The sequence below is a fragment of the Chryseobacterium sp. C2(2020) genome, from assembly GCF_014218915.1.
GTDB classification, from domain to species: domain Bacteria; phylum Bacteroidota; class Bacteroidia; order Flavobacteriales; family Weeksellaceae; genus Chryseobacterium; species Chryseobacterium mucoviscidosis.
The window spans coordinates 82,023-107,312 of the sequence record NZ_JACLCT010000008.1 but is presented as its reverse complement, the minus strand read 5'-3'; the positions used below and the strand labels follow the sequence as shown (position 1 = coordinate 107,312).

27 protein-coding genes are annotated in these 25,290 nt (G+C 37.8%); 14 read left to right on the top strand and 13 right to left on the bottom strand.

Annotation, left to right across the window (positions count from 1 at the left end; all coding sequences use genetic code 11):
* Window positions 1-40 precede the first annotated feature (40 nt).
* Both H6W52_RS06975 and H6W52_RS06970 read right to left on the bottom strand, forming a co-directional pair.
* Window positions 41-1,744, bottom strand: coding sequence for an FAD/NAD(P)-binding protein (locus H6W52_RS06975; protein WP_116099129.1), 1,704 nt, complete (start codon window positions 1,742-1,744; stop codon window positions 41-43).
* A 74-nt stretch (window positions 1,745-1,818) separates the two neighbouring features.
* Window positions 1,819-2,268, bottom strand: coding sequence for a PA2169 family four-helix-bundle protein (locus tag H6W52_RS06970; RefSeq protein WP_116099145.1), 450 nt, complete (start codon window positions 2,266-2,268; stop codon window positions 1,819-1,821).
* A 127-nt stretch (window positions 2,269-2,395) separates the two neighbouring features.
* Between H6W52_RS06970 and H6W52_RS06965 the strand changes: the two genes are divergently transcribed.
* The 8 genes from H6W52_RS06965 to H6W52_RS06930 all read left to right on the top strand — a co-directional run bounded on the left by H6W52_RS06965 (window position 2,396) and on the right by H6W52_RS06930 (window position 9,315).
* Window positions 2,396-3,151, top strand: coding sequence for a LytR/AlgR family response regulator transcription factor (locus H6W52_RS06965; RefSeq protein ID WP_116099128.1), 756 nt, complete (start codon window positions 2,396-2,398; stop codon window positions 3,149-3,151).
* Between the two features lie 169 nt (window positions 3,152-3,320).
* Window positions 3,321-4,058 carry a hypothetical protein gene (locus H6W52_RS06960; RefSeq protein ID WP_116099127.1) on the top strand — a complete coding sequence of 246 codons (738 nt, stop codon included), beginning with the start codon at window positions 3,321-3,323 and terminating at the stop codon, window positions 4,056-4,058.
* Window positions 4,059-4,121: 63 nt separating this feature from the next.
* Entirely contained in the window at window positions 4,122-4,613 is a 492-nt protein-coding gene (locus H6W52_RS06955) for a hypothetical protein (RefSeq protein WP_116099126.1), read from the top strand.
* A gap of 4 nt (window positions 4,614-4,617) precedes the next feature.
* The gene (locus H6W52_RS06950) at window positions 4,618-4,884 is read left to right on the top strand and encodes a hypothetical protein (protein WP_087706116.1); all 267 of its coding nucleotides are present in this window, start codon (window positions 4,618-4,620) and stop codon (window positions 4,882-4,884) included.
* 153 nt (window positions 4,885-5,037) lie between these two features.
* Complete coding sequence (locus tag H6W52_RS06945; protein WP_116099125.1) at window positions 5,038-5,346, top strand: hypothetical protein; 309 nt, start codon at window positions 5,038-5,040, stop codon at window positions 5,344-5,346.
* A 319-nt stretch (window positions 5,347-5,665) separates the two neighbouring features.
* The gene (gene fdhD / locus H6W52_RS06940) at window positions 5,666-6,541 is read left to right on the top strand and encodes a formate dehydrogenase accessory sulfurtransferase FdhD (RefSeq protein WP_116099124.1); all 876 of its coding nucleotides are present in this window, start codon (window positions 5,666-5,668) and stop codon (window positions 6,539-6,541) included.
* Window positions 6,538-6,888, top strand: a complete 351-nt coding sequence (locus tag H6W52_RS06935) for a DUF7009 family protein (protein ID WP_116099123.1) — start codon at window positions 6,538-6,540, stop codon at window positions 6,886-6,888. The genes fdhD and H6W52_RS06935 overlap by 4 nt, the downstream gene beginning before the upstream one ends.
* A 30-nt stretch (window positions 6,889-6,918) precedes the next feature.
* The gene (locus H6W52_RS06930) at window positions 6,919-9,315 is read left to right on the top strand and encodes an FdhF/YdeP family oxidoreductase (protein ID WP_185216607.1); all 2,397 of its coding nucleotides are present in this window, start codon (window positions 6,919-6,921) and stop codon (window positions 9,313-9,315) included.
* 18 nt (window positions 9,316-9,333) lie between these two features.
* On the opposite strand, the gene H6W52_RS06925 is transcribed toward H6W52_RS06930, so the two are convergent.
* Window positions 9,334-9,963, bottom strand: a complete 630-nt coding sequence (locus tag H6W52_RS06925) for an NTP transferase domain-containing protein (protein WP_228457539.1) — start codon at window positions 9,961-9,963, stop codon at window positions 9,334-9,336.
* 107 nt (window positions 9,964-10,070) lie between these two features.
* On the opposite strand from H6W52_RS06925, the gene H6W52_RS06920 reads away from it, so the two are divergent.
* A complete protein-coding gene (locus H6W52_RS06920) occupies window positions 10,071-11,213 on the top strand; it encodes a cysteine desulfurase family protein (protein WP_185216605.1) in 1,143 nt (380 codons plus the stop codon).
* Window positions 11,214-11,695: 482 nt separating this feature from the next.
* On the opposite strand, the gene moaCB is transcribed toward H6W52_RS06920, so the two are convergent.
* From moaCB to H6W52_RS06870, 10 genes are read right to left on the bottom strand one after another with little or no spacing between them, the layout of a single operon-like run.
* Complete coding sequence (gene moaCB / locus H6W52_RS06915; protein WP_185216603.1) at window positions 11,696-12,607, bottom strand: bifunctional molybdenum cofactor biosynthesis protein MoaC/MoaB; 912 nt, start codon at window positions 12,605-12,607, stop codon at window positions 11,696-11,698.
* A 3-nt stretch (window positions 12,608-12,610) separates the two neighbouring features.
* Window positions 12,611-13,048, bottom strand: a complete 438-nt coding sequence (locus tag H6W52_RS06910; RefSeq protein WP_185216601.1) for a molybdenum cofactor biosynthesis protein MoaE — start codon at window positions 13,046-13,048, stop codon at window positions 12,611-12,613.
* Window positions 13,041-14,150 carry a HesA/MoeB/ThiF family protein gene (gene moeB / locus H6W52_RS06905; protein WP_194304378.1) on the bottom strand — a complete coding sequence of 370 codons (1,110 nt, stop codon included), beginning with the start codon at window positions 14,148-14,150 and terminating at the stop codon, window positions 13,041-13,043. Before moeB ends, H6W52_RS06910 begins: the two co-directional genes overlap by 8 nt.
* Window positions 14,151-14,153: 3 nt before the next feature.
* Window positions 14,154-14,384 carry a MoaD/ThiS family protein gene (locus H6W52_RS06900; RefSeq protein WP_185216599.1) on the bottom strand — a complete coding sequence of 77 codons (231 nt, stop codon included), beginning with the start codon at window positions 14,382-14,384 and terminating at the stop codon, window positions 14,154-14,156.
* Window positions 14,385-14,873: a molybdopterin-binding protein gene (locus H6W52_RS06895; protein ID WP_194304377.1), complete on the bottom strand. Its 489-nt coding sequence runs from the start codon at window positions 14,871-14,873 to the stop codon at window positions 14,385-14,387.
* Between the two features lie 10 nt (window positions 14,874-14,883).
* Window positions 14,884-15,618: a sulfite exporter TauE/SafE family protein gene (locus H6W52_RS06890; protein ID WP_185216597.1), complete on the bottom strand. Its 735-nt coding sequence runs from the start codon at window positions 15,616-15,618 to the stop codon at window positions 14,884-14,886.
* Window positions 15,619-15,628: 10 nt separating this feature from the next.
* Window positions 15,629-16,804, bottom strand: a complete 1,176-nt coding sequence (gene glp / locus H6W52_RS06885) for a gephyrin-like molybdotransferase Glp (protein WP_185216595.1) — start codon at window positions 16,802-16,804, stop codon at window positions 15,629-15,631.
* Window positions 16,801-17,400, bottom strand: a complete 600-nt coding sequence (locus H6W52_RS06880) for an NTP transferase domain-containing protein (RefSeq protein ID WP_185216593.1) — start codon at window positions 17,398-17,400, stop codon at window positions 16,801-16,803. Before H6W52_RS06880 ends, glp begins: the two co-directional genes overlap by 4 nt.
* On the bottom strand, window positions 17,397-18,377 hold the full coding sequence (moaA, locus tag H6W52_RS06875; protein WP_185216591.1) for a GTP 3',8-cyclase MoaA: 981 nt from the start codon (window positions 18,375-18,377) through the stop codon (window positions 17,397-17,399). Before moaA ends, H6W52_RS06880 begins: the two co-directional genes overlap by 4 nt.
* 7 nt (window positions 18,378-18,384) lie before the next feature.
* Entirely contained in the window at window positions 18,385-19,503 is a 1,119-nt protein-coding gene (locus H6W52_RS06870; RefSeq protein WP_185216589.1) for an XdhC family protein, read from the bottom strand.
* A 247-nt stretch (window positions 19,504-19,750) separates the two neighbouring features.
* Here H6W52_RS06870 and H6W52_RS06865 point away from each other — a divergent pair, with 247 nt between their 5' ends.
* From H6W52_RS06865 to H6W52_RS06845, 5 genes are all read left to right on the top strand, one after another.
* Window positions 19,751-20,344: a (2Fe-2S)-binding protein gene (locus H6W52_RS06865; RefSeq protein WP_108410492.1), complete on the top strand. Its 594-nt coding sequence runs from the start codon at window positions 19,751-19,753 to the stop codon at window positions 20,342-20,344.
* Complete coding sequence (locus H6W52_RS06860; RefSeq protein ID WP_185216587.1) at window positions 20,341-21,318, top strand: FAD binding domain-containing protein; 978 nt, start codon at window positions 20,341-20,343, stop codon at window positions 21,316-21,318. The genes H6W52_RS06865 and H6W52_RS06860 overlap by 4 nt, the downstream gene beginning before the upstream one ends.
* A gap of 28 nt (window positions 21,319-21,346) precedes the next feature.
* The gene (locus H6W52_RS06855) at window positions 21,347-23,575 is read left to right on the top strand and encodes a xanthine dehydrogenase family protein molybdopterin-binding subunit (RefSeq protein ID WP_185216585.1); all 2,229 of its coding nucleotides are present in this window, start codon (window positions 21,347-21,349) and stop codon (window positions 23,573-23,575) included.
* 203 nt (window positions 23,576-23,778) lie between these two features.
* Window positions 23,779-24,261 carry a (2Fe-2S)-binding protein gene (locus H6W52_RS06850; protein WP_185216583.1) on the top strand — a complete coding sequence of 161 codons (483 nt, stop codon included), beginning with the start codon at window positions 23,779-23,781 and terminating at the stop codon, window positions 24,259-24,261.
* Complete coding sequence (locus H6W52_RS06845) at window positions 24,254-25,273, top strand: FAD binding domain-containing protein (protein WP_185216581.1); 1,020 nt, start codon at window positions 24,254-24,256, stop codon at window positions 25,271-25,273. The genes H6W52_RS06850 and H6W52_RS06845 overlap by 8 nt, the downstream gene beginning before the upstream one ends.
* Window positions 25,274-25,290 lie beyond the last annotated feature (17 nt).

Below are 25,290 nucleotides of genomic sequence, written 5' to 3'. Positions count from 1 at the left end.
GTTTACAGAATTTTGACGAATGCATAATTTATGGTTTTATTTATACTAAAGACTGTACAATTCTTTTTCCTGCGGTATCACAAAAATCCAGTCCGGAATAGTCGGGATTTAATCCTGCGATATACGGAACAGCCATAATGTAAAGATCCTCTGTTGCTTTTCCGTAATAATCCAGTGCCTGAAAATGATCATTGATATTCAGTCCGTCTACCCGAAGATAATAATGATCAGGTTCCGTTTTCATAATATGGCTGCTGTCTTTTTCAAATTCACATTTACCTTTTTCCGCATCTTTAAATTTAATATAGCCCGAACTGATTAATCTTCCGTTTTTCAGACCTTCAAAAGGAATATCATTGAATTGTATCGGTTGCTGACCGATGGCATCAATATACAGTTTATAGTGATCTGATTTTTCTGCTCCCGCTTCATCCGTATAATGATAAATAATTCCTTCTTCCTCATGAGATTCGATACGGCTGTTTTCATTTACACTCACCAGATGCAAAATTCCTGCATCATAAAGAGCAATAAGTTCTTTGTACGAAGACTGCGGAAGAGAAGCAATAATCACGGATATAAGCGGAAGCAGGGTTTTTCTGAGTCTTATCATATCTTCTGCTGAAAAATGTTTTGCAGGATAATTAATCGCATAGCTGAAAGCAGACAGCGTTTCTTTCCATGCAATAGTCTGATGTCTTTCTATTGATTTTTCTGCTTCAGCATATTCGGCTTTAAAAAGCTGGAAACTATCCAGTTTTTCTCTCAATTCAAGCATTTTTTCAACAAATTCTTCAATCGTGAGGTCTTTTATTTCCTGATAAAATTTTTCATTCTTCTTTCTGAGAGGTTCTTTAAAATTCAGATTAAATACATAATCCAGATCCACAAAACCATTATTTTTCTGTTTATACTCATAGATTTCGTCATGAGACATGATCCATCCTTCAGAATACGGACTTCCTTCCGAATGAAACCTTAAAGCTGGAAGAAATCCTCTTTTCGAAAATAAAGTAATAGAAAAGTTTTTGTTTTCTTCATTAATAAGATACTTCAGACCGCCATTTTCTTCAACGTATTTTCCGTTCAGCCTTGCCAGAGTTTTCACCGCATCTACCGCGGTAAGAGATGTCCCTCGAATGGCAACCGAATGATTGGATGCAATATTGAATTTAGAAGGAGGATAAGGAGAATCATACCATCCTTTGCTGCGGATTTCGTTTTCAGAAGACCACTGATGTCCGGTGCAGATAATTACTTTAGACACGTTGTGAGCATCACCGGATTCTGTAATTACCGTAAAAAAATCATCATTCTTCCTGTCAATATCTACAACTTTTGTATTTTTAAAAACTTTTATCGTAACGCCATGTTTACCGGCAGTTCTCAGCAGATGATGAAACTGATCTTCGAGATAATTTCCTAAAAGCAGCCTGGGAATCACTTGATATTCGTTGATGCTTTCGCCGGCTTTGTTGGCAAAATCAGGATAATCTTTTAAATCCTTTTTTGTTACAAAATCTGTGAAAGATTGTGGCAATTCCGGAAGTTCATTTGCGGAAACATTGGCAACATGCTCAAAATTTGCTCCATAATGGCTGTAAGGCATTCCCGATCCCAGATTTTCACTTTTTTCGAAGATGTAAAGTTCTTTTGGATAAATTTTTTCTGCCATAAGATGTTTCACAACAAACAGAGCAGCCGGTCCGCCTCCGATAAGGGCAATACTGTCGATATTATTCATGGGTAACTGTTTTATATAATCACAAAAAGAGAGCTGAAAAACTCTCTTTATTGGGATGGTAATAATTTATTTTACTAATTTCTTGCTTCAAGATTTTCAAATTTTGAATAAGAAGATTTCAGATGATGAAGCTGATCCGAAACCAGTCTCGAACATTCCGGAGCAAGATCTCCGCTGTCTAAAGCATTCTGATAAGCATCGATGGCTGCTTTCTCTCCAAAAACCACATTTTCCAGAGTAGACTCATCCTTATCTGCTGAAAAAGCGTTTTTTACATCAATCCATGCTCTGTGGAAAGCTCCTGCTGTACTTGTTGTATTATCTGCCTCGCCTCCGTGTTCATTAATGTGTCTTATCAGATCATTTTTCATAGTTTGCGATTCAGAAACCATCTGGTCATAATCATTTCTTAACGCAGAATGAGTGTCCCATACTTTGTCTTCCACTTTTGAAAATCCTTCAATTCTGTCATTGGTAATGTTCAGTAAATCGTTAAGTACGGCTACATTTTTTTCGTTGTTCATATTTAAATTTTTTATTTGGTGTCCTTCATACTTTACAATAAACATGCCCTTTTAAAGCACTTCCGGATTATTTACGTTTTTATTGTGAGAAATTGGAAATATTCTATATTTGTGAAAATTAATAATCATGCTAAAAGTCATCGTCATTGATGATAATCCGGAGGTAAGGAAAAAACACTGTACTCTGATAAAAAATAACTGCCCGAATCTTACTTTAGTAGGAGAGGCGCATTCTGTAGAATCCGGTATAAAAGTGATAGAGCAGTTTTCTCCCGATATCGTTTTTCTGGATACCCTTTTTTCTGACGGAAGCAGTTTTGATCTGCTCGAAAAATTAAGTCAGAATACATTCAAACTCATATTTATAACAGACTGTGAGAATTCTGCCGTAAAAGCATTCCGTTTTTCAGCAGTTGATTATCTCTTGAAGCCATTGAAAACAGAGGATTTGATAGAAGCAGTAAAAAAAGTCGAAGAATCAGTAAGGAAAGAACTTTTCGATATCAAATTCAGTTATTTGTTTTCTAATCCTGAACGTCCTAAAAATATTCAGAAACTTAGATTGAAGACAACGGATAAAATTTACTCGGTTAATATTCAGGATATTGTCAATTGCCAGTCCGAGAAAAATTATACCACGTTTCATTTCATCAACGCACCGAAATTAGTTGTTTCTACCAATTTAAAAGAATATGAAAATATTTTAACACCTTTTAATTTCTTCAGAACCCATCAGTCTCATCTTATTAATATGTCTTATTTTGATCATTATGTAAAATCGGATGGTGGTAATACGGTAATGATGAAAAATAACGCAGCCATACCACTTTCGGTGAGAAAGAAAGAGGAATTTCTGGCACTGCTGGATCATCTTCATATATAGAACTGAGCACAGATTTGCTCGTAAACCTTACGAATTTACCGGTAAACCTTACAAATGTTCATTTGTCAGAATTGCTATTTTGCTTTCGTTTATTATTGCATTTTGAATTTTAAAAAAAATAAAATATTCAAAAAAAGAAGAATAATTTTATAATTTAACTAAACAAACCATGAAAAAAAGATCATTTTTTTTGATTCCGATTCTTTCGGCTGCATTACTTTTAAATTCCTGCGGACAGGAACCTGTAAAAATAGAAATAGGCAAAGAATTTAAAATAGAAAACAATCCCATTACCATTCTGAAGTTTGAAGAAATGAAAGTTTTGCGCTCTGAGAAGGAGAAAATGATTAAAATTGCCCCAAAAGGAAAAAAATATATTTATCTGGAAGTTAAAAATCCGAAGGATGAAATGATTTTCCTGAAAGTATTCAGCAAAGATAAAGAGATTAAAGCCGCCGATGATCTTATGTATTTCGGTCATGATATAGATACAGGATTTGAAGATGCCTATTTTCTTGTAGATGAAAATACAGTTATTGATAAAATCGTAATCAATACCCCTGCTGATACAGAATATACTGTGATAAACCCGGCTGTAACTAAAGATAAATCTTCTATTCCTGACGCAGTATACGGAATTATAGATGCTTACACCACAGAAAAACCTATTGGTCTTCTGGAAGGTTTTGCGCCTTATGTTGAAGAAGGAAAAAATGTTCATTCCATTGCAACACAGGATGGATATATTATGGCAAGTAATATCATGAGCAACAAAGCAGAACTTTCTTATTTTACAGAGGACGGAAAAACGTATGTCTTCCGTATTCAAAATATATTGGGAAGCAGCGGAACAGCGACAACACATTGGCAAAACGGCAAAATAACCAGTATAGAAGTAGTTGAATAATTAAAAAAAATCGAATAACATATTTAATTTAAACAGTTTATGAGAGTATTAACTTTAATATTTATGGTTCTTGCATTTTTGGTAGGCGGTACTTGTTCCGGCTTACTATTTAAAAATATCGAGAGCAGAATTGGAAGCGATGACTACAGTATTGCAGATAAAGCCCAGCAACAGATTGATGATCTGAAAAAACAGGGAATCGATATTACAAAAATAGATGATCCTCAGGTAAAAGAAAGCCTTGAGATTCTGGAAAAAGTACCCCCGAAATGGAAGGTAGATACAGCCGGAATTCTGGGTATTGCAGTAACCATTTTGGCATTTGTCATGATTGTTATTGCCTTTATGAAAAAAAATGCTGTAAGAGCTGTCAGTTTACTGGTGATTGTTTTATCGCTTGCGATGTGGATTATTGCTCCGGATATAGAGGCTGGGAAATATTCAGGAATCAATCCGAAAACAATGGCTTTGATCGGGTTTTTAGGTTTGGCAGGTTCAGCAGCTTTTGCATTCATGAGTTATCAACTGTATCTCAAAAAACTTTCAAAAAACTAGTACAATGGATACATTAGGAATTATAGGAACTATTTTGATGTTCATAGGATTCGCAAGTGCTGCGTGGGCTGCAATTCTTTACGTTTTTTCTCTCAGTGCGGTGGCGGGAACCAAATTATCAAAAAAAGTAGGAACAGCCAATGAAAGAACAGACGAATATCTTGAACAGGGAAAATCCATGTCCAAAGCAATATTTAAAAAACTAATCTTGAGATTGGCGATCGGCTGTGCAGGCTGGCTGATGTCGTACCTTGCAACAGGTCATGCATAAATTTCTTAGAATTATATATAAAATAAACCTTGCATATGCGAGGTTTTATTTTTTCGTTTAAAAAGAAATTTTAGTATTTTCATGAAAAATTAGTTTAAACAGGTTTTTAGTTAAGTTTTTAATGAGTTTAAACACAAACTTAAAAAAATAAATATGGAAAAGGCAGAAAAAATCTCCGCTGAACAGATGAATAAAGTAAAAGAAACCCTTGCGAATACCGCGGTAGGCGAACTGGAGCAGGGAGAAGATTTTGAAAAATTAGATTACACAACTGTAGAATTCGGATACATTTATCTGAGAGACGGAAAGTATGAATCGCTCTTTAAAATCATAACTGATAAAAAGACCGTATTTTTTGCTGCACAGAAAGGAAGTCTGATGCGTTTGCAGGATTCATTCACGGAAGGACATTTTCAGGCTACAGCAGAACAGATGTTGGCTTTCCACGGAGACTGGAAGTAAAAATATCCGCGAAAGCAATTCAGAAAATAAAGACAATGACAGCATTCATAGAGATGTTGTCATTTTTATTTTGCTGAATTCAGAATATAATGTTGAGGTTTGAAGTATTGTATTTCAAAAACTTAAATTAGAATCTGTAAATTATCTTAAGCTTAAAATAAATTTAAATTCATAATAAATAACTGAAATGAGCTTACATCATTTCGAATCAGTCTGAGAAAAATATTGCTTTCAAAATCTTTAAAAGCAATTGAATTTTCGTCTGCCGCTTATTTCAGGAATAAAATTTGTACCTTTATTTACCAATTACCATTATATTATGAAAGCCCATCTGTTATCAGATAAATCGGTAAAGCAGATAGAAATCGTTAAAGTTAAGGACAACATCAGTTTTCATTACACAGATGATGTCTCTGTAGAAGAACCGTTAGAAATAAGAGTTTCCTATTATTCAGCAGATAAAAAAGAATCTAAAAATATATCGGTTACCATGAGAACCCCCGGAAATGATGAAGAACTGGCGGTTGGTTTTTTATTTACAGAAGGAATTATAACCGGTAATAATCAGGTTAAAGCCATTTATTCTCCAAAGGAAGAATGTTCCAGAAACAGGGAAAATATTGTCATGGTAGAATTAAATGAAGGTTTTGTTCCCGAACTTATGAAAGCCGACAGAAACTTCTATACAACGTCCAGTTGCGGAGTTTGTGGAAAAGGATCCATAGAATCTATAAAAACAGTGAGCATTTTTAAAGATCAAAAAAGACAAAATACAGAACTCTCTCTGGATACGATCTATCAATTATCCGAAAAACTACATTCTTTCCAGAATAATTTCAGTGCGACCGGAGGTATACATGCTTCAGGATTGTTTAATCTGAAAGGAGATCTTCTTGCATTACGCGAAGATGTAGGAAGACACAACGCTCTGGATAAACTGATAGGTTATGCATTATCTGCAGATTTGCTTCCTATGGACAATAAAATTTTACTTCTTAGCGGAAGAGCCAGCTTTGAACTCATTCAGAAAGCCGCAATGGCAGGAATTCAAATTGTTGCCGCAATAGGAGCGCCTTCAAGTCTTGCAATAGAACTTGCTAAAGAATTTGATATTACTTTATTAGGCTTTTTGCGAAACAACCGGTTTAATATCTACCATTCCGCAAGCCATTTTAAAATTGAAAATCTATTATGAAAATAAGAATAAAAGACAACTCCGTAAGATTCCGTCTCACTCAGTCTGAAGTAGCAGAACTCGGAAAAAACGGAAAAATTTCAAGTACTACACAATTTATAGACCGTCCTTTTATCTATTCTATTGAAAAAACAGAAGACGCAGAACTCTCATCGGCTTTCATCGATAATACCATGGTTTTAAAAATGCCTGAAACCATGATCGCTGAATGGATTTCCACCGGCAGGGTAGGATTTGACGGACAATCCGGTCCGGTGAAAATTTTGGTAGAGAAAGATTTTGTCTGCATCGATAATACGTTGGAAGATCAAAGCGATAATTATCCCAATCCGAATATAAAATGTTAATTTTTTTCATTTTTTTAAAATGTAGAAGTCATGGGAAATAAAGAGGTATTCAATAAAAAAGAAGAAAACAGCGGACAGCCTTCGGCGGAATCTCCTTATACACTGGGAAATCTAAAGGTAAAGCCCCCGAAAAATTGGGCAGCAGGAGTTCCCGCAGTGGTTCATTCACTGGAACAGTTGGTTCTCAATGCTTCAGTTCTTCGTGGAGGAAGAGCACTTTTCAGCATGAATCAGTTTGACGGATTCGACTGTCCAAGCTGCGCATGGCCCGATCCGGATGACGAACGTTCCAAACTGGGGGAATACTGCGAAAACGGAGCAAAAGCTCTGGCTGAAGAAGCCACTTCAAAAAAAATCGGAGCAGGATTTTTCAGGGAAAATTCCGTATACGATTTAGCCAAAATGACGGATTTTGAAATCAGTCAATTGGGAAGAATTGCAGAACCGATGTATCTTCCGGAAGGAGCAACACATTATCAGCCGATAAGCTGGGATGAAGCTTTTGCAAAAATTTCCGAAAAATTAAATGCTCTGGATTCTCCCGACGAAGCTATATTTTACACCTCCGGAAGAACCAGCAATGAAGCAACCTGGGTATATCAGTTGTTTGCCCGTGAATTCGGAACCAATAACTTCCCCGATTGTTCCAATATGTGCCATGAAACTTCAGGATATGCACTTTCCAGAAGCATTGGTATCGGAAAAGGAACCGTAAAACTCGAAGACTTTTATGATACCGATCTCATCATAATTATCGGACAGAATCCGGGAACCAATTCACCGAGAATGCTTTCTGCCCTTACAAAAGGAAAGAAAAACGGGGCAAAAATTATAGGCATCAATCCGCTTCCGGAAGCAGGTCTGAAAGGATTTAAAGATCCTCAGAACGTTCGTGCCTTACTCAATAAGCCTTTTGAATTGTCAGATCTGTATCTTCCTGTCAAGATCAATGGAGATATGGCGCTCTTAAAAGCCCTTCAGATCCTTGTACTGGAAGAAGAAGCAAAAAATCCCGGAAAAGTATTGGATCAGGATTTTATAGCAAACAAAACAGCAGGTTTTGAAGCACTGACTGAAGAATTAAAACGATATGACCTTAATTTTTTATCTGAACAATGCGGAATTTCTGTTGAAAGTCTGAAAGAAGCAGCGCAAATGATCGCTTCAAAAAAACGCATGATTATTTGTTGGGGAATGGGAATTACGCAGCAGCACAACGGCGTGGAAATGATCTACAATATTGTGAACCTTTTACTAATGAAAGGAAGCATCGGAATTCAAGGCGGCGGAGCTTGTCCTGTCCGCGGTCACAGCAATGTACAGGGAAACAGAACATTGCTTATCAACCATCATCCCACCAAAGAACAACTGGACAGACTGGAGGAATATTATGGTTTTAAAGTACCCCGAAAAGGAGGCTATGATGTGGTAAAATCGCTGAAGGCGATGCATGAAGGAAAAGTAAAATTCATGTTCTGTATGGGAGGGAATTTCCTTTCTGCAGCACCCGATACCAGCTTTACAGCAGAAGCAATGCGCAATCTCGAAATGTCGGTAATGGTTTCTGTAAAACTGAATAGAAATCACCTGATTCATGGCAAAGAAGCGCTGATCTTACCGGTTATTTCCAGAAGTGAAAAAGATATTGTAAACGGAGAAATTCAGCATATAAGTACCGAAAATTCAATGGGCGTGATACAGGCTTCCAAAGGAATTCTGGACCCGATTTCAGAACATCTGATCAATGAAACCCACGTTGCCTGCAGAATGGCAAAAGCGGTTTTAGGAGAACGTTCTGTAGTGGATTGGGATAAATTCATCAACAGTTATGATGCCATTCGTGATGATGTGGAGCAATGCATTCCGGGATTTGAAAATTATAACGAAAGAGTAGTGCAGAAAGCCGGTTTTTATCTTCCGAATTCAGCGAGAGACGGAGTTTTCAACAGTGAATTCTATCCGGGAAAAGCAGCCTTCAATATAACATCCGTACCCGATAATTCGCTTGCCGATGATGAATATCTGATGGGAACCACCAGAACACACGACCAGTTCAATACAGTGGTTTATGGTTTAGATGACCGCTACCGTGGAATTTTCAATGAAAGGAGAGTGGTAATGATGAACGAAAAAGACATTGAAAAAGCTGGTCTGAAAGAAGGAGATCATGTAGATCTTTTCAATTATGAAGACGGCAAAGAGAGAATAGCACCGCTTTTTATTGTGGTAAAATATCCTATTCCGCAGAAAAGCACCATGACTTATTTCCCGGAAACCAATGTGTTGGTATCCATCAACAATGTAGTGAATGGAGCCAATATGCCCGCTTCCAAATATGTCCGAATCAAAATCCGAAAACACGATCCAGATATTTTTAAAAAGATTGATGAGCATATTATCGCTGCATCCGGAACAAGTTTGGAGTAAAAATAATTGGATATGAAACTAAATTCTCAAAATTTCTTTTGCTTTTTCCAAATCTTCGGGCGTATTTACATTCATTAAAAAATCCGGATTTTCAGCTTTCAGTATTTTTACATCACTGTTAATCAAAGCCTTTCTTAATGAAGTTTTTCCTGTTGAAAGCAACTGAAGAAGCAAAGGATAGCTTTTGGGTTCCCAGATGGCAATTAACGGCTCCGGTAATCCGTCAGAAGGACTTTCATAGGCTGTTGCCACTTTTTCCGGATCTCTGAACTGTAAGAGAAAATCTATCGAATTTTTCTCTAAAAGAGGTAAATCACAGGCAATAATCAGCCATGCTTTATCCCTCTGAAAATGGAATGCGGAAAGCAATCCTCCAAAAGGTCCCATATTTAAAAAAGTATCGGGAAGCGCTTTATAATCTCTGTTAAAATTTTCAAGCTGATCCTGTCTGCAGGAAATAAATACTTCATCACAGAATGGAGCTAAAAGATCTGCCACATGATACCGCTGTTCTTTGCCATGCCAGTTGATTTTGTCTTTAGGATTTCCCATCCTCAGACTTTTTCCTCCGGCAAGGACGAGTCCGTTTAATTTTGGAAAATCATTCTTGGAAAGCATACTGCAAATATACTGAATGTTTTTCGGCAAAAAGATTGCTTTAAACCCTACAAATATTTGGCGATACACAAACTTCTGGATTAAATTTAAAACTAACCTGAAAAAGTTCACTATTTTTATAAATGAATTAAAATGTTATGATGGATAATGATTTTATTTACCTTGATTATAACGCTACAACTCCGGTTGATAAAAGGGTAGTGGATGCGATGCTGCCTTACTTCAATGACTTTTATGCAAATTCAGGAAGTTCCCATATTTTCGGACTTACCGTAAGAGAAGCCATTGAAAATGCAGCAGAAGAAGTAGCGGAACTCATTGGCTCAGATACTAAGGAAATTATTTTCACATCAGGGGCTACAGAATCTGTAAATCTTGCGTTAAAAGGATTTAAAACAGATACCGATAAAAACCATATCATAACAGTGACCACAGAGCATAAAGCCGTTTTAGATACCTGTGCGCAACTCGAAAAAGATGGATTTAAAGTTGATTATCTTAATGTAGATCATTTGGGAAATATCAATCTTGCTGATCTGGAATCATTGATCACCGAAAAAACGTTGATGGTCTGTATCATGTTGGTGAATAACGAGACAGGAGTCATCCATCCCATAAAGGAAATCGCAGAAATCGCGCATCGAAAAGGCTGCTGTGTTTTCTGTGATGCAACACAGGCTGTTGGAAAAATACCTGTGAACGTAAAGGAATTGAATACCGATCTGATGGCTTTTTCCGCCCATAAATTTTACGGACCCAAAGGAATAGGCGCACTTTATATTGCTTCCGCGATTAAGAATAAAGTACAGCCGCAAATTCAGGGGGGAGGACAACAGAATAACCTCAGAAGCGGTACTTTAAATGTTCCGGGAATTATCGGATTGGGAAAAGCAGCCGAACTCGCACTTGTGGAAATGGAACAGGATGCTCAAAAAATTAAAATGCTAAGAGATCATCTTGAAAATAAGCTGCTGAAAATTCCTCAGACAAGCATCAATGGAGATCATTCCGCAAGGATTTTCAATACCACCAATATTTGTTTTGAAGGTATTTATTCCGAAGATCTTATTCTTTCCTTAGGAAATATCTGCGTTTCCAGCGGTTCTGCCTGTAATGCCGTTACCACAAAACCTTCTCACGTGCTTCAGGCAATGGGAATGAGTGATCGGGATGCACTGGCTTCAATACGATTCAGCATAGGAAAATATACCACTCTTTCGGAGATTGAAACCGCTGTGGAAAAAATAGAGAAAACAGTTCTTCTCCTGATAAATAGATAATTAGCATGAGCTTGAAAGAACAACGCAAATATCAATAGGAATGGGCTTTAGCCCATTTTAATGAGTAAGAATGAAAATTGGCTTTAGCCAAAACTCATACTTGATTTCGAATGGTTAATTTTAATTTGGAATCTTTACATCGAGCCGAAGCCTAATATAATTGATAAAATACAACATTTTGACTATCAATTAATTTTAATCTTTTTAATATTGAACTTAAGTTAGAATTGAATTTCATTTGTAACTATTACATAGGATTGTTTAAAGTAAAATAATTGCTCCTTTAGGAGCAGAATCTGTGTAGAAATAAGAATACATCCATCAATCAATCCGTAGGATTGATATCTATAATACGGTGAATGTCTTAAAGATAGCGTTCCTACGGAACGCCAAACATCTTCCGAATATGGTGTCTACACAGATAAAACTCCATGGAGTTTTTTAACTATTTACTTTTAGCTACATAGAAATGAAACTCAACATCATGAATGTCCGTCTCCCTTTTTTACGGAAAATACGTGTAAAACCTGCGGAAACAACGCCTGAACATATTCTTTTACCGCACCGGAAGATCCCGGAAACGTTAAAATCAGCATATCATCAGAAAATCCGGCGATTCCTCTGGAAAGCATGGACGTTTTCACACGATCCTGTCCATAATTTCTTGCGGTTTCCATAATTCCCGAAATTTCTTTGGTAATGAATGGTAAAACCGCTTCCGGCGTTACATCACGATCCGAAAGACCCGTTCCGCCTGTAAAAACAAGAAGATGACAGCCTCTATTTTTAAAGAATTCTATCTTTTCCTGAATGGCAGAAACATCATCAGGAACCACTGAATAATCAACATTGCTGATTCCCTGATTGTTAAGAGATTCTACCAAAAGTTTTCCGGAAGTATCATTTTTAAATCCCTGAGAAACAGAATCACTGCAGACAACTACTGCGGCGGTAAGATTTTCCGTTTCAATATTTTTCTGACTGCTTTTTCCGCCCTGCTTTTCCAAAAGCCGGATATTGGAAATCTCTACATTTTTATCAATTGGTTTCAGCATATCGTAAATAACCAAAGATGCTACAGAAGCTCCATGCATGGCTTCAACTTCAACGCCGGTCTTATAAATGGTATGAACTTCAACGGTGATGTTAATATCCAAACCATTCATTTCGTAATTAATCGCGGCAAATTCCACAGGCAAAGGATGACAGTCCGGAATAACATCGCTGGTCTTTTTTATCGCCAGTAAAGCGGAAGCTCTTGCAAATTCAAGAACGTTGCCTTTTGGAACCGTTCCGTTTTTCACGGCTTCTACCGTTGAAATAGCTGAAGTTTTTATGGTTGCTGCTGCAATTGCTTTTCGCAGCGTAAAGGTTTTAAAAGTAATATCTACCATGGTTTATTGGTTTATTTTCCACTGATGTGTTTCATCCTCAAAAATTTCTCTGCCCCAGATCGGGAGTTCGTTTTTTATACGTTCCACCATTTCGTTACAGGCTAAAGTTGCTTCTTTGCGGTGTTTTGATGAGGTAAACACAAAAAGGCATATTTCTCCTACATTCACTATACCTAAGCTGTGATAAATATGCATGCAGGTAAGATTGTATTTTGCAAAAATCTCTTCCCGTATCGCTGCCATATGAGAGAGGGCTAAATCTTCATAAGCTGTATATTCTATCGCTTTTACCGTTTTACCGTCAATTTCATCTGCGCGAATCTGTCCCAGAAAAATCTGATGCGCTCCAATTTCCGTTTTCGTGGAATGTTTGGTAATGCTTTCCGCGATGAATAAAGGTGAAACAGGACTGTTCTGAAATATATTTTTAATCTTACTCATGAGTTTCTTTATTTAAATGATTAATTCCGCCTTCCAGATGACTGATGCTGTATTCCGGTTCTAAAATTTCCTGCAAAACTTTCGCTCCGGACAGACTTCTCTTACCGGATTGACAAACAACAATGACATTTCTGTTATTGATTTGGCTTACATTTTCCTTCAACTGAGATAATGGAATCGAGATATACGGAACATCCAGTTTTGGTTGTTCTTCCGGTTCGCGAACATCAATAACAACCGTATCGGGAAGTTTTACGGCTTCTTTAAATTCTGAAGGAGAAATATTTTTAATTCCGGCAAATTCAATTCCGCAGTGAAGCTGATAGTTCATGTTCTCAAATTCTTCAATACTGTACGGAATATTTTTATCGGTTAAATGTAACGAAGGAATTTCAAAAACAGCAGTCTGATAACTCAGAATATCGATTGTCATTAATTTATTGATCAGCGGTTCTCCGATTCCTGTCATTAGTTTAATGGCTTCTGTAGCCTGCAAAGTTCCGATAACTCCGGGTAAAACGCCCAAGACTCCCGCTTCATTACAGTCAGGAACTTCTCCCGGATTTGGAGGTTCAGGGAAAAGATTTCGATAATGGGTTGTAAAACCTTCTTTATTTCTGACATTAAAAACAGCAATCTGACCTTCATACTGATAAATTGCCCCGAAAATAAGAGGTTTTTCTAAAATCCGGCATAGATCATCAAGCAAGTAGCGTGTTGCGAAATTGTCGGTACAGTCTATAATGATATCATATTCAGAAACAATATTAACTGCATTTTGGGGATTAATCCGCTCGGAAAAAATCTTAAAATGTACTTCGGGATTCATGGCATTCAGCCTTTCTAAAGCAGCTTCGGTTTTAAGTTTTCCAATGTCATCAGAATTGTAAAGAATCTGCCGATGCAGATTGCTCAGCGAAACACGGTCATCATCTACAATTCCGATATTCCCGATTCCGGCTGCGGTGAGATATTGGAGAACAGGACAGCCCAAACCTCCGGCTCCAATCACCAGAACTTTCGCTGAAGCAAGTTTGTCCTGAGATTCGATGCCGAAACCCTGTAATTTAATCTGTCTGTCGTAGCGTTCTGAATTCAACATAATTTATCCTCCTGAATAAGGTGGCATTAAAGCTGCCACATCATTATTTTGTAAAGCTGTATTCTCTGAAATAATCTTCTGATTCACTGCAATTCTCAGTTTTAAATTTTTTAGCTGAGGAAATTTTTCATTCAGCTTATTGATCAGCTCATCGGTATTTTCGGCTTCCGCTTCAAAATCCGGACCTAAAATCTCTTTCAGTCTGCCAAAGCTTATTATTTTTACAGTACTCATTCATTTACTTTTTTTTAGCTGAATGGTTTTCAACATTTTTACATATCGTCTTCCAGTGGCAAAATCGGTGGGAGACAGGGTAGAAATGCCATCCTTTGGTCTGTTTTCGATTTCCGGAATTATTAAAATATTATCACCAACAGTCGTGTTAAAAATTTCGTTCCACGAAAAAACAACTTTATAGCCGTCTTCTGCAATGCAGGTAATGTAGTATTCGCTTAAAACTTTTGGTGATTTTTCTTTAAATGAAATTTTAGAAAGAACATCTTTCAGCAAAACCCCTTTTATATTTTTAAGGGTAGATTTGTATTCCTTTAAATGGTTGGTAATCTGTATGCTGTCTATTGTATGTTGTGGATATTTTAAAAGTTCGGCGGATGTTACAATTGTTTTCTGGTTATCCGGAGCGATAATCTCAATGCTTTTTGCAGATTGGGAAAAAGCAATGGAAGCGCAGCAAACTGTAAGAAGTAAAATTAAATTTCTCATTTAATGATCTTTAAATAGTGCTTGATATTAATTTGTAGGAAGCCATTAAAAGTACAACAGCAAGTACATATTTCAGACCGTTTTGGTTCAGTTTTTTTGAAGCTAAATAGGCACCAAGCAATCCTCCTGCAAATGCACAGATGATGTACATCCACATATCGCTGGTAAAGGCGATCTCTTTGGTGAACATTCCTCCTAAACCTGCCACGGAATTAACAAAAATAAAAGCTGCGCTGATCGCGGCGGTCTGTTTCTGGTTGGTCCATTTCAGTAAAATAAGAACCGGAGATAACAAAATTCCTCCCCCAATGCCGATCATTCCCGATAATAAACCAATCACTCCTCCGAAAAGTAAGGATAAATAGATTTGGGGATCTTTCAGCTCGCTATCATCCGGACTTTTAAAAAAGAAAAAACGGAAAACAGGAAATAATAATAAAATACCTAAAATACGTTTGTAGAGCGTATCTTCAATATGAATCATTCCACCCACGAAAGCCATAGGAATAGACGCCAAAGCAATCGGAATAAAGATCCTGAGTTTAAAATGTCCTCCCCGATAATATTGTATAAAAGAAGTAAGCGAGACGAACAGATTAAGCACTAAAGCGGTAGGTTTCATTTCTTTGGGGGCTATTCCGTACAAAGCCATTAACGCCAGATAACCGCTTGCGCCGCCGTGTCCGACTGCTGCATATAAAGCTGCGATGATGAATAAAATCAGATAAAAAAATTCTACATTCATTATTTGATCTTTATTTTAATAGTATAATTTCAACCTCTTCATCTTTTTTACAGCCTTCCGAATCTTCAGGTAAAATCATCAGACAATTGGCTTCTGCAAAAGACTGGAGACGATACGATTCCTGCGCATGAAGCGGCGTTACTTTTCCGTTTTCATAGATTGCTTTCAGAAAATGGGTAAGACCGATTTTCTTTCCATACGAAGAAGTTGAAGTTGCATTCGTTTTCTCCGTAATCGCCGGACGTTTCATCATTTCTGAAAGTAATGGCGAAATATATAAATAAAAACACGTTAATGCCGATGACGGATTTCCGGGTAACCCGAAAACAAGTTTTTCTCCCTTCGTTCCGAAATAGAAAGGCTTTCCGGGTTTCTGCCGGATTTTATGAAATTTCTGTTCAACGCCGCATTGTTTTGTGGCATCAATTACAAAATCGTAATCGCCGACACTTACGCCGCCCACCAAAATCACAATATCTGTTTTGGAAATGGCGAGATCCAGCGTTTTTTCAACCTCAGAAGGATCATCTTTTACCCAAAAACTTTTAATGGTAGTAATTCCACACTGTTTTAAAACACTTTCCAACTGATAGGAATTGGATTCGTACACCTGACCAAAAGCTAAATTTTCTCCCGGTTGTAACAATTCGTTACCCGTAAGAATTAACGAAACCGATGGAGGAGCAAAAACGTTGATTTCCGTACATCCGATTCCTGCTAGATATCCGATGGCAGCAGCCGAAAGATAACTTCCTGAACGCATTGCCACACTGTCTTTTTTCGCATCGCTTCCGGCATTTCGTACGTGCAGCCCTTTTTCGAGGTCGTTATCAAGAACCGTGAGATATCCGTTTTCTATTAAAGCTTTTTCCTGCATAACGATGGTATCTGCACCGATGGGAAGTGGGGCGCCCGTAAAAATACGGCAGGCATTCCCTTTTTCGAGATGAAACTGCTCTGTAGATCCCGCCTGCATTTCGCCTGAAATTTTCAGCTTTAGATCTTTATCTTCAAAACGGATCGCGTACCCATCCATTGAGGACTGGGAAAAATTCGGGATGTTATATTTTGAATAAATATCTTCTGCGGTTGTAAGTCCGAATGCTTCTTTCAAAGGAAGAATTCGAGTTTTTCTTTCCGGAATATTTTGTTCAATTATTTTTTTTGCTTCTTCTACACTTATCATGGTTGGGTTTTTAAATGATTATAATCTGATGGAGTATCAATATCAACAGCACCTTTCTCAAACTCAAAAGATTCCACATCGTTTATATTCTGCTGAATGATCTTTTTAGCGCCCTGTTCACCGGTAAGTTCCATTAATGGTTTAAAATATTTTTTACAAAATAAAGCAGGAACGCCCAATGTATCGGCATATTTTGTGACAACAATTTCTTTTCCTGAAGTTTCCTGCAACTGAAGCATTTTTGAAAATAAATTACTGGTAAGATAAGGCTGATCGCATACCGAAATGAAACATCTTTCCATTTCCGGAAACAGAACGAACAGTGTTTTCATTCCTGATTGTATGGAGGAAGCCATTCCTGATTCCCAGTTTTCATTGATAACGATGTGTATATTTTTATTTTTAATGACAGAAGATATTTCATGATGACGGGCTCCGAGAACCAAAACGATTTGATTTGGATCGAATATTTCTAAGGCAGTATCAGTTATTCTTTCTAAAAATGTTTTTCCCTGATACACCAAAAGCTGTTTCGGAGATCCCATTCTGGAAGAATTTCCGGCTGCCAGTAATATAATTCCTGTATTTTTCATCATCCGCCAATATTGATCATACTTCTGTTCTGAATGATTGATGTGTTTATTTTTTCAAATTGTTCATTCAGTTGTCCGCCCTGCGTTTTTGCTTTCGACCAGATCGCAGATTCTATAATCGGTAAAATATCTTCACCATTTCGTAAAGGTGTGAGAAGATCGGTTTCCTTTTTTGAAAACAGACAGTTCTTTAATTTTCCGTCTGCGGTAAGCCGGATTCTGTTGCAGCCGCTGCAAAACGGTTCGCTCATCGTACTTATAATCGAAAAGCTTCCTTGATGCCCATCAATGCTGTATGGCTTCGCCGTGTCATGAAAACCGACAGGAAGCGGATTAAAATCATATTTTTCCCTAATGATATTCAGAATGTCTTTTTGTGTCATAACCTGATTGCTGCTCCATCTGTTTCCGCTGAAAGGCATAAACTCGATAAACCGCACTTCTACAGGATGATCTTTTGTAAAAGTGATAAAATCTGAAATTTCATCATCATTAATATCTTTCATAGCAACAACATTAATCTTGGTTTTGATGTTATGCTGCAGTAAAAGATTAATATTTCTGAGGACGCGGTCAAAATAATCGCGGCGGGTAATTTTCAGGAATTTTTCCTTCTGTAAAGTATCAAGGCTGATGTTGATGCTCTGAAAATCCGACTGAATAATTTCGGGAAGCATATCATCAATTCGAATTCCGTTGGTAGTACACGTCAATTGTACAGGAAGTTTTCCCAGATTTCTGATGATCTTTGAAGCATCTTTTCTCACGAACGGTTCACCTCCGGTAAGTCTGATTTTAGTAACGCCATGCTCGACGAATATTTTTGCGATGGTATCAATTTCATCCGCCTGCATCAGTTTAGCATGCGGTGTGAAATCATAATTTTCTTCCGGCATACAGTAAAAGCAGCGCAGATTGCAATTGTCCGTTAAAGATATCCGAAGATAATTATGGGTTCTTCCGAATTGATCTGTTATCATAATTTCCTTATATACTGAGAATATCAGTATGCATTTTTTCTGGTTTATCCCTTAATGAGGAACCTTTTTTTCCGCTTAAGACCGCTTTGATCTCTGCAATTACCGAAATGGCAATTTCTTCCGAAGTCTCTGCACCAATATCTATTCCAACCGGACCAAAAAGTTTATTTAATTCTTTTTCTCCGATCGTAATTCCTGAATTTTTAAGATCATCCATCATTCTGTTGAACCTTGTTTTAGGACCCAATAATCCTATATATTGTACCGGTTGATGGATAATGAGCTTCAGCAAAGCGAGATCATAATTATAATTGTGCGTCATCATTACAAAAACCGTTGCTTCATCAACTTCTATGGTCTTCATGATTTCTTCAGGCGTTGCGAGCAATACCTCATCCGCAAGAGGAAATCTCTTTTTCAGGGCGTGTGTAGCTCTTCCATCTGCAATTACTGTTTTCAATCCTAAAATGGAAGCCGTTTCTACCAAGGGTTTGACATCGTTTCCCGCTCCTGCAATAATCAGCGTGGTCTGTGGCGGAACATATTGCAGCAGAATTTCATTCGACGAAATCTGAGTGAGGATATTTTGTTTTTTTTCTAAAACTTCTGAAGAAAAACGATTCAGTTCACTTTCTGAAATACAGCCTGAGTCCGATATTATTGTATTTTCCTTTTTTATCAATCCTACAGTTCCGGTCTGTTTATTTCTTTTTTCCAATGAAAATATGGTGATAATAACAGATTCATCTCTTTTTTCCGTTGTTTTCTCTAAAAGGGATATTGGATTTTGAGGGGAATTTTCATCAATATATTCAAAAAGAATATGCACGATTCCGTTACATCCCAACTGAACGCCAAATTCTACATCCTCCGGATTGCTCGTATCATACGTAATGAGCTTATTGTTTTTCTGATGAATGGCGAGTAATGCTTTTCTCAAAGCATCACCTTCTAAACATCCTCCACTGATGGCGCCTGTAAGCTGTCCGTCTTCTGTAACCAGCATTCTCGCTCCTGCCTGTCTGTATGAAGAACCTTCTACCTTTACCACCGTTGCCAAAGCAGCCTTTAACCCATTTAAATGCGCCTTTTTATATGCTTTTACAATATCATTGATCTCTTTCATTCGAAAACATTTTTATGGATTACTCATTGTTTTTTCAACTTATGTATGATTTTTGTTGAGATAAAATCATTAAAAAGTTATTATATATTCAAATTTACATAAATATTATCTGTTTTTTTCGGGGCTACACTCAAAAACTGTAATATTGGTATATAAAACTGTAATGTATATCATCAATTTCTTATTTTAATTGATGATATTTGTTAAAACCTATCCGTATACAATTATATTGATTAAAAAATAACTTATGGAATTAAAAGGACAATACAGCAGGAGGAGCTTCCTCAAAGTTTCAGGATTACTGGCTGGTTTTATGGCTATTCCGTCTTCGGTAAAAGCATTTTATCAGGATGTGAAACAGTATCTTGTTCCCAAGAAAAACGTATCCAGACTTACGCTTTCCATCAATAAAAAAAGTCATACCCTTTATGTGGATACCCGAACCACACTTTTAGACCTTTTCAGGGAACAGCTTAATCTTACCGGATCTAAAAAAGGTTGTGACCACGGACAATGTGGCGCCTGTACCATCCATATCAATGGGGAAAGAGCACTGAGTTGCCTTACTTTGGCGGCAATGGCTCAGGGAAAAGAGATTACAACCATCGAAGGTCTCGCAAACGGAGATGAGCTTCATCCGATGCAGAAGGCATTTATAGAATGTGACGGTTTCCAGTGCGGATATTGCACGCCGGGACAGATTATGTCTGCTGTTGCCTGCGTTAATGAAGGTCATGCAGGTTCTGTAGAAGAAATTAAAGAATATATGAGCGGTAATCTTTGCCGTTGCGGAGCGTATAACGGTATTGTTCAGTCCATTCAAAAAGTTGCAGCCCAATGAGACCATTTAATTTTGAAAAAGTAAAATCTGCTGCTGAAGCTTCTGCCATGAAATCAGCAGTCAGTCAGTATATTGCAGGCGGAACGAATCTGGTAGATCTGATGAAAAAAAACATTGCCCAGCCGGAGAAGCTGATTGATGTTACCACGGCATTATCCGATGCCGTAAATCATCAGAATAACAAATTGCAGATTGGTGCAATGGCAAGTAATACCAAAGTTGCAAATAGTAAAGATGTGACGGAGAAATTTCCTCTCATTTCAAAAGCTATTTTGGCGGGTGCTTCACCACAGATCAGAAATATGGCAAGTTCGGCGGGAAATCTGTTGCAGCGAACCAGATGTCCTTATTTTTATGATATTACAACACCCTGCAACAAAAGAAAACCCAACAGCGGTTGCAGTGCCATTGATGGTGCAAACCGGATGAGTGCCGTTGCGGGATATAATAATCAGTGTGTTGCGGTTCATCCCTCGGATTTTTGTGTGGCTCTGGCTGCATTGGATGCCACCGTTACCGCTCAGACAAAAGATCAGAAAGAAATTAAAATACCCTTTAAAGATTTTCATAAACTGCCGGAAAATACGCCCTGGCTAGATAATACTTTACCACAGGATGCGATAATAACCAATATAGAAATTCCTGATAATGCTTTCGGAAAACATTCTGCTTATGTAAAAGTAAGAGACAGGACTTCATACGCTTTTGCATTGGTTTCGGTTGCAGCAGCACTGGATCTGGACGGGAAAAGAATAAAAGATGCCCGCTTAGCTTCAGGAGGTGTGGCGCATAAACCCTGGAGATGGTTGGAGGCAGAAAAATTTCTGAACGGAAAAAAAGCTACGGTAGAAATCTTTGAGGAAGCTGCTAAACTGGCAACCAAAGATCTGAAACCCTTGTCTGAGAACGGTTACAAAATACCGATGCTTCAGGGAGCTATCGTTACAGCATTACAAAATTGTGTAAATCAATAAGATCGGGATATATTAAAAAGTAACAATTATGGGATTACTCGAATTACTGAACATCAGATCCAAAAGACCCGAAGGACGTGTTGAAGGAATGGAAAAAGTTACCGGAAGCGGTAAATACGCTGCTGAATACGAAGTTAAAAATATGTGCTACGCCGTGTTGGTAAACAGTACAGTTCCTTCCGGAAAAATACAGTCGATTTTAGTTGATAAAGCTAAAGAAGTGGAAGGCGTTATTGATATCATTACCCATCTGCACAAACCTTCGGTTCCGGGTATGGATAATGAAGAAAAAATTAAACAGTCAAGATTCGGTTTACCGATTTTTCATACGGATAAAATATTTTTCAAAGGACAGCCTGTTGCGATTGTGATTGCAGAAACACTGGAAGACGCAACTTTTGCCGCATCATTGGTAGAAACAGAATATCAGAAAGACAGTTTTGAAGTCGATTTTAATTCTGCGAAAGAAAAAGTTGTTTTAAAAGCAGAAGGAAAAGAAAGAGGAAATTTTGACAGTTGGCAAAATTTACCATTTACGATAGATCAGCAATACAATATTAAGGCAGATGTGCATAATCCGATGGAAATGCACGCCACGATTGCTCATTGGACAGGCAATGATACGTTGAAGCTTTACGATAAAAATCAGGGAGTAAATAATGTTCAGAGAACATTTGCAAGGTTATTTTCCATCCCTGAAAAAAATATACAGGTATTCAGTGAATTTGTAGGAGGCGGTTTCGGCTCCGGACTCAGAATCTGGCCACACGTTTTAGCTTCAGTAATGGGAGCTAAACAGGTTGGACGTCCGGTAAAACTTATGCTTACAAGACCACAGATGTTTGCGGCAACAGGATACAGACCGGCTTCATGGCAGAGAATAAAATTGGCATCAGATCCGTCGGGAAATCTTTCAGGAATTTTACATCAGGCAAAGAACGAAACTTCAGTCTATGAAAATTTTAACGACGGTATTACCCGCGTGACAAGATTAATTTACAAGTTTCCCAATTTAAAAACGGAAGCAGCTAATGTTCCGTTAAATTTAAGCACACCAACGTGGATGCGCGGTCCGGGAGACTGTACCGGAGTTTTTGCTTTGGAATCCGCAATTGATGAACTGTCCTACCAACTGAAAATGGATCCTGTAGCGTTGAGATTAAAGAATATTTCTCTTGAAAAACATCCTGATTCAAATTTGCCGTGGTCTACTCATTTTCTGGATGAATGTATAAACAAAGGTGCTAAAATGATCGGATGGAACGCAAGAAAAGCAACGCCCGCAACGGTAATTGAAGGGGATTGGTATATTGGTTACGGAATGGCAGTCGGAATGTGGAATGCCGGAAGAGCAGAAGCCAAAGCAGCAATTATCATGAGCAAAGACGGAAGTCTCATTGTACAGACTGCGATGACTGATATCGGGACGGGAACAGGAACCGGAATGCAGAACATTGCCCACGAAATTACCGGAATTTCAAAAAATAAAATCAATATAGAATTGGGAAATTCTGCGCTTCCTCCTGCGCCAAGTCAGGGTGGAAGTACAGGACTGTCATCGGTAAGTGGTGCGGTATATGATGCGAGCAATCAGTTGAAGCAAAAACTGGCAGAATATGCATCCTCAGTTAATGGAAGCTTTAAAGGAGCTGCTCTGGAAAATATTCTTCTTTCAGATAAAAGCATCAGTTTAAAAAATAATTCAACTGTTTCTGTCTCTTATGAAGAACTGTTTGAAAAGAATAATCTGGCTGAAATTCGTCTTGAAGTAGCTTCAAAACCAGGAAGCGAGCGTGAGAAATTTGCGTTCTGCTCTTCAGCGGCTCATTTTTGCAAAGTCCGCGTCAATAAGCGAACCGGAAAAGTGAAAATTGAAAAACTGGCAGTCGTGGCAGACGGAGGAAAAATCATCAACAGTCAGGCAGCAGCCAATCAAATGTCGGGAGCCGCAGTTGGCGGGATCGGAATGACGCTGATGGAAGAAAACCAGATCGATGCGAAATTAGGAACGTTAATTGGTAATGATCTTGCGGGATATCATTTTGCCGTTAATGCGGATGCTCCGATTATTGAAGTCGACTTTATTCATAAACCTGATCCGAATATTAACCCTTCCGGAGCGAAAGGTCTCGGAGAAGTTGGAATTATTGGTACAGCCCCTGCGATAGCCAATGCAATTTATAATGCCATTGGTATACGAATGAGAGATTTGCCGATTACTCCCGATAAAATTTTAATGGCATTGTCACACAAATAGACTGCTGTTTTCTATTTTAGAATCATATCAATATTCTGTATCTGAACGGTACAGAATATTTTTTTATCCTTTCATGATCTGTTTTCCTTATTTAGATTGAATATATTTAAATCAATTTCAGGCTTTAATATACCACGGAACGGATATTTTGGATAATAACGGTTCTTTTTTTGTATCACTACCCATAACCAAACTACCGATTTATGGCGAACACTGGAAAACAATCTGTTACATTAAAAATAAATGGAAAGGAACATCATCTGGATGTACTTCCATGGGTATCACTTCTTGATGCTCTTCGAGAAAATCTGCATTTTACCGGAACAAAAAAAGGATGTGATCATGGGCAGTGCGGCGCATGTACGGTTCTGATTGATGGCAAAAGAGTATTAAGCTGCCTCAGTCTCTGTGTTATGAAAAATGATGCTGAAATTACAACCATAGAAGGGATTGCCGACGGTGAAAACCTGCATCCCGTTCAGAAAGCTTTTATCGATCACGATGCTTTTCAATGCGGATACTGTACTCCTGGACAAATTTGTAGTGCCATAGGACTGCTGAATGAAAATAAGGCAAATACGCGGGAGGAAATTCAGGAACTGATGAGCGGAAATCTTTGCCGATGCGGAGCCAACAGAGGAATTATTAACGCTATAATGGCAGTAAAACAAGGTCTTTATGAATAATTTTTCCTACACAAAAGCCAATAGTGTTGATGAAGCGGTTTCATTGACTTATGCAAATGAAGAAAATAAAATTATTGCCGGAGGTACTAATATCATCGATCTGATGAAATATTTTGTTACCGAGGCAGACACTTTAATCGATATTAATCCCATTGACGGAATAGCTGAGATTACTGAACTTGATAACGGAGGAATTCGTATCGGTGCTTTAATGACGAATGCAGATACAGCATATCATCCAATTATTGAAGTGAAATATCCGCTTCTTTCTAAAGCTATTTTGGCGGGAGCTTCGGCACAGATCAGAAATATGGCGACCAATGGCGGAAATTTATTACAGCGAACCCGATGTTATTATTTTTACGACATTAATACTCCCTGCAATAAAAGAGTTCCGGGTTCCGGATGTTCTGCGATGAAAGGGTACAACCGAATTCACGCAATTTTAGGACACAGCGAAAACTGTATTGCTGTTTTTCCTTCGGATATGTGTGTTGCTCTGGCAGCTTTGGAGGCAGTTGTCCATATATCGGGAACGGATGGCGATAGGACATTGAAATTTTCAGATTTTCACAGACTTCCGGAAGATACTCCGGAGATCGATAATAACCTGAAAAAAGGAGAAATTATCACAGGAATTGAACTGCCCGAAAAAGGATTTTCAAAAAATTATTCTTACCTGAAATTAAGAGACCGAAGTTCTTATTCGTTTGCATTAGTTTCCGTTGCTACTGGTCTTGAACTGGAAAACGGAATAATTAAAGAAGCAAAAATTGCTTTGGGAGGTGTTTCGCACAAACCGTGGCGTGTAAAAGAAGCTGAAGATTTTTTAATAGATAAAGAAGCAAATCCGGAAAACTTTTCGGCTGCGGCTGACATTATTTTGGAAGGAGCCGTAGGTTTTGAACATAACAGTTTTAAAATTAATCTCGCCAAAAAAGCAGTCGTCAGAAATTGTATGATGGCTCTTGATCCGACGTCTCAGAGACCGGGAGCAAAACCTTCTTTATAAATTATTATGAATGCTAA